5 protein-coding genes are annotated in these 4,382 nt (G+C 72.9%); 1 reads left to right on the top strand and 4 read right to left on the bottom strand.

Annotated elements, in window-relative coordinates:
- Window positions 1-195 precede the first annotated feature (195 nt).
- From rutD to rutA, 4 genes are all read right to left on the bottom strand, one after another.
- Window positions 196-996: a pyrimidine utilization protein D gene (gene rutD / locus AC1DXK_RS30235; RefSeq protein ID WP_477299654.1), complete on the bottom strand. Its 801-nt coding sequence runs from the start codon at window positions 994-996 to the stop codon at window positions 196-198.
- On the bottom strand, window positions 993-1,382 hold the full coding sequence (gene rutC / locus AC1DXK_RS30230; RefSeq protein WP_457108815.1) for a pyrimidine utilization protein C: 390 nt from the start codon (window positions 1,380-1,382) through the stop codon (window positions 993-995). The genes rutD and rutC overlap by 4 nt, the downstream gene beginning before the upstream one ends.
- A gap of 118 nt (window positions 1,383-1,500) precedes the next feature.
- The gene (gene rutB, locus AC1DXK_RS30225; RefSeq protein WP_457108814.1) at window positions 1,501-2,247 is read right to left on the bottom strand and encodes a pyrimidine utilization protein B; all 747 of its coding nucleotides are present in this window, start codon (window positions 2,245-2,247) and stop codon (window positions 1,501-1,503) included.
- Window positions 2,247-3,338: a pyrimidine utilization protein A gene (gene rutA / locus AC1DXK_RS30220; protein ID WP_457108818.1), complete on the bottom strand. Its 1,092-nt coding sequence runs from the start codon at window positions 3,336-3,338 to the stop codon at window positions 2,247-2,249. Before rutA ends, rutB begins: the two co-directional genes overlap by 1 nt.
- Window positions 3,339-3,760: 422 nt before the next feature.
- Here rutA and AC1DXK_RS30215 point away from each other — a divergent pair, with 422 nt between their 5' ends.
- Window positions 3,761-4,174, top strand: a complete 414-nt coding sequence (locus tag AC1DXK_RS30215) for a DUF4864 domain-containing protein (RefSeq protein WP_457108813.1) — start codon at window positions 3,761-3,763, stop codon at window positions 4,172-4,174.
- The last annotated feature ends 208 nt before the right edge of the window (window positions 4,175-4,382 follow it).

Below are 4,382 nucleotides of genomic sequence, written 5' to 3'. Positions count from 1 at the left end.
GGCTGGACCTCCATGCCGTGCTGCCGCTGGGGCCGATGCTGGTGCTGGCCTTCGCCCGGGGGCGGGTCGGCACCGCGGCATCCCTGCGCTGGCCGGCCCTGCTCCCCGTCCTGGCGGCCGCGATCGACGCGGTCGCGCTGCCCCTCGCGGCGTTGCGGCCGTGAGGCGCGCGCCGGCATCGTCCCGATCCGGGCGTCAGTCCCGGCCGAGGAAGTCCAGAAGCGCCCGGTTGAAGGCCTCGGGCCGGGTCACGCTGTGGGCGTGGCCCCCCTCGGGGGCAAGGGCGAGGCGGGCGTTGGGCAGCGCCGCCGCCAAGCGCTCGGACCGCGTATAGGGCACCAGCACGTCGTCCCGGGCGGCCATCACCAGGGTCTCGTGATCGATCGCTCCGAGGCGGTCCGCCACCGTGAAGCGCTCCAGGGCGCCGATGCGCGTGAGCACCGTCTCGGCCCCGGGGAAGTGCGCCAGGGCGTGCGCCTCGTCGGCCGCGACCCGCTCGGCCTCGGCCGAGAGCCAGGGCGCCGGGTACAGGAAGAGCGCCTGAGCCCGCACGAAGGCTTCCGGACCGCCCCCGGCCAGGATCGCCCGGCGGGCCGCGAAGCAGCGGCGCGTGGCCGGGTCCAGCGCGTCCCAGCCGTTGATCACCACGATCCGTCCGACTCGCGCGGGGGCGGTCAGCGCCATCTGGAGGGCGATCAGGCCGCCGAGCGCGTGGCCGACCACGTCGGCCCGGTCGATTCCGGCGGCGTCCAGAACCCCGAGCGCGTCCCGCGCCATGGCCGGGATGTCATGGTCCGGCGCGAGCCGGCCGGGCGATCGCCCGGTGYCGCGATGGTCGTAGGTAACGACCCGGAACCGCCCGGTCAGGGCCGCCATCTGCGGCGCGAAGTAGCCCGCCGCGCCGCCGAGCCCCGGAGACAGCAGCACCGGGCGCCCGTCCGCCGCGCCCGCCACCGCGTGATGGAGCGGGGCCGCCCCCGCCGCAGGCCGGGTCATCGGCGGCCGATATGGGCGACGGACGCGATCTCTACGAGGGCGTCGGGTTTCACGAGGCCGCACTGGATGCAGTAGCGCGCCGGCTTCTCGCCGGGGAAGAACGCCGCATAGACGGCGTTGATCGCCGGGTAGTCGGCCCAGTCCTTCAGGAAGACGTGGTTGAAGGTGACGTCGTCCATCGTGCCGCCCGCGGCCTCGACCACGCCCTTGATGGTCTCCAGCACGTGGCGGGCCTGGGCGCCCGCGTCGCCGGCATGGACCACGTTGGCGTCCGCATCCAGGGGCAGCGTGCCCGAGACGTACAGGACCCCGTCGGCCAGGGTGCCCGGCACGTAGGGGGCCAGCGGCTTGCCGGTCCCCGGCGGTATGATGACCTGCTTCGGCATTCCCGTGCGGCTCCCGCGTTCGACCTGTCGGCCGGACCGGGACAGGCCGCGCGGGAGGCCGCCGCGGGGCGGCGGCGTTCGTGCACCCTGTCGGTGACCGACAGGCGGCGCGATGCACTTATTCGGCCAGGTCAACCGCGGCGTGCGGACCCGCGCCGAGGGCCGTCTCGAATGCCGCCACGTCCGAGACCCAGCCGAAGAAGGTCTCGATGTTGGCGAGCGCCGCGTGCTGCAGGCTCTCCGGCCCGGCCTGGTGCGTGGCGTCAGCCAGAACGATGCCGAAATACTCCCGGTGGAACCCGTCGCGCAGGGTCGATTCCACGCAGACGTTGGTGGCGATGCCGGTGAACACCAGCGTGGTGACGCCCCGGGCGCGCAGGGTGCTGTCGAGGGGGGTGTTGTAGAAGCCGCTGTAGCGCGGCTTGCCCATGACGATGTCGCCGGGCTCCGGCGTCAGGGCCTCCACCAGGGCGTAGTCCCAGGAGCCCTTGGCGAGGAGCTGCGCGTTCATCTCGGGATGCCGGCGCATGGTCTTGAGGGCGTTGGACTTGTGCCAGTTCGGCGAACCCGGGCCGCCGGCCTCGACGTAATCCGGGTCCCAGCCGTTCTGGAACCACAGCACACGGATGCCGGCCGCCCGGGCCGCCGCCACCGCCCGGGCGATGCGGGCGATCACCGGGCCGGTGCCCGACACGTCGAAGCCCGCCCGGTCGAGGTAGCCGCCCGGGCTCGCATAGGCGTTCTGGACGTCCACGACGATCAGCACCGTCGTGGCCGGGTCGAGGGCGATCGGCTCGGGCCGGGCGGTCAGGACGACGTCGCCGTGGCGGCCGTGGGGATCGCGAAAACCCGCGGGAGCGTCCATCAGGCGACCTCGGCGAGGGGGGCCGTGACGTGCCGGCGCGTGCGCATCAGGGGCTGGATCCGCGTCCCGAAGGCGTCGAGACCCTTGAGGAAGTCGTCGAACACCAGCAGCACGCCCTCCACCCCCGTGATCGCCCCGATCGCGTCGAGCATCGCGGCCACGCTGGCGTAGCTGCCCACCAGGGTGCCCATGTTGAGGTTCACCGCCGAGGCCGGGTCGGCGAGCTGGCGCACGTTGGTGTCGCCGCCGGACTTGGTGTCGGCCGCGCCCTGGAGGCCGAGCCACGCGATCGCCTCGGCGTCGGCGCCCGCCCGGTAATGCTCCCAGGTGGCCAGGGCGGCGGCGTCGGTCTCGTCGGCGATGATCATGAACAGCGCGTAGCAGGTCACGCGCCGCCCGGTCTTCGCGCGGGCCTCCGCCAGCGTCTCCACCACCGGCGCGAAGGCGGTGGGGGTGTTGACCCCCTTGCCGAGGCAGAAATTGTAGTCGGCATACCGGGCCGTGAAGGCCAGCCCGGCGCCGCTCTGGCCGGCGCAGATGATCTTCATCGGGGCCTGCGGCCGGGGGCTCAGGCGGCAATCGTTCATCTGGAAGAACGTGCCCTTGCGGTCGCTGACGCCGGTCTCCCACAGGTCGCGCAGGATCTGAGCATACTCGGCCAAGTAGTCGTACCGCTGCGCGAAATAGGCGTCCCCGGGCCACAGGCCCATCTGGTCGTATTCCGGCTTCTGCCAGCCGGTGACGAGGTTCACGCCGAAGCGTCCGTCGGAGATCGAGTCGATGGTCGCGGCCATGCGGGCGACGAGCGCCGGTGGCAGGCACAGGGTCGCCGCGGTGGCGAACAGCTTGATCCGGGTGGTGACGGCCGCGAGCCCGGCCATCAGGGTGAAGGATTCGAGGTTGTGGTCCCAGAACTCGGTCTTGCCGCCGAAGCCGCGCAGCTTGATCATCGACAGGGCGAAGTCGAACCCGAGCGCTTCCGCCTTCAGGGTGATCTGCTTGTTGAGTGCGAAGCTCGGGCGGTACTGCGGGGCGTTCTCCGACAGGAGCCAGCCGTTGTTGCCGATCGGGATGAACACCCCGACGCTCATCCCCGGCATCCCTTCGCCCGGCATCCCTTCGGCCGGCACGCCGTCCGCCGGGACCCCTTCGGCAGCGGTGGTCGCGTCCGCGTGGCTCTGCATCATCGTCCCGCCCTCCGCCCGACCGGTTCCCCCCGGACCCGACTCGGCGCCCGGAGGCTCGCAAAACACGGGTGGGGGGTCAAACCCGCGGCACCGGGGCGGTGCGGAAATGCCCATCTTTCCAGCGACTTGCACAACCGGAACGCGATGCCTGCCCAACGCGTGCGCGCTCCCGAATGCGAGGCCCGAACCCATGCGCCGGGCCGGCGCGAGCGGTGCGCATGCGGTACCCCTGCCGGGATGTCGCGCGCCGATTGCCGCCGCCGAACCGGGGACCATGTCCAGGGGCCGACGATGAATGTCGGTTCGATCCTGCCGGAGTGACAGCGATGCGCGCGTGGTTCACCCTCCTTCTCGTCCTCGGCCTCGCGGGACCGGCGGCGGCCGACGAGGCGGGACGCGCCGCGGCCCGGGCGGTGATCGCCAAGCAGGAGCAGGCGCTCGGCCGCGACGACGCGCAGACCGCCTACGAGCAGGCCGCCCCGGCGATCCGGGAGCTGTTCCCGAACGCCGATCTGTTCATCGGCATGGTCCGCAACCAGTACCGCCCGGTCTACCGCCACCGCAGCTTCGTGTTCGGCGAGGCGCGGGACGCGGACGGGGCGGCCGTGGTCCAGTCGGTGGCGATCCAGGACGAGTACGGCGTCGACTGGACCGCCGAGTACACCCTCGCCCGGGACGCGGACGGGCAGTGGCGGATCACCGGATGCCGCCTGATCAAGGCGCCGGGCACGAGTGCCTGAGGGGCGCCAGCCGTCGCGGCGGGCGCGGGACCTGTCGGGCTCAGGGCCGGAACGTGGCGAGCCGGTCGAGCATCTGCAGGGTGATATCGGCGCAGGCCTTCGTCGCGTCGTCGGCCGCGCAGGTCACGTCGACGCGCGCGTCGCCGCGCTCCAGCACGATGTGGGCGGCCCGCGGCGGCGGCGGCGGCGGCGGGGGGCCGTCGGGGCC

Source organism: Methylobacterium sp. P3_A11 (assembly GCF_056403155.1).
This window is presented reverse-complemented; position numbering and strand designations above follow the sequence as displayed.

Coding starts and splice junctions, on each gene's coding strand:
- rutA (WP_457108818.1), bottom strand. CDS start 3,338: ATGAGCGTCGGGGTGTTCATCCCGATCGGCAACAACGGCTGGCTCCTG.
- rutB (WP_457108814.1), bottom strand. CDS start 2,247: ATGGACGCTCCCGCGGGTTTTCGCGATCCCCACGGCCGCCACGGCGAC.
- AC1DXK_RS30215 (WP_457108813.1), top strand. CDS start 3,761: ATGCGCGCGTGGTTCACCCTCCTTCTCGTCCTCGGCCTCGCGGGACCG.
- rutC (WP_457108815.1), bottom strand. CDS start 1,382: ATGCCGAAGCAGGTCATCATACCGCCGGGGACCGGCAAGCCGCTGGCC.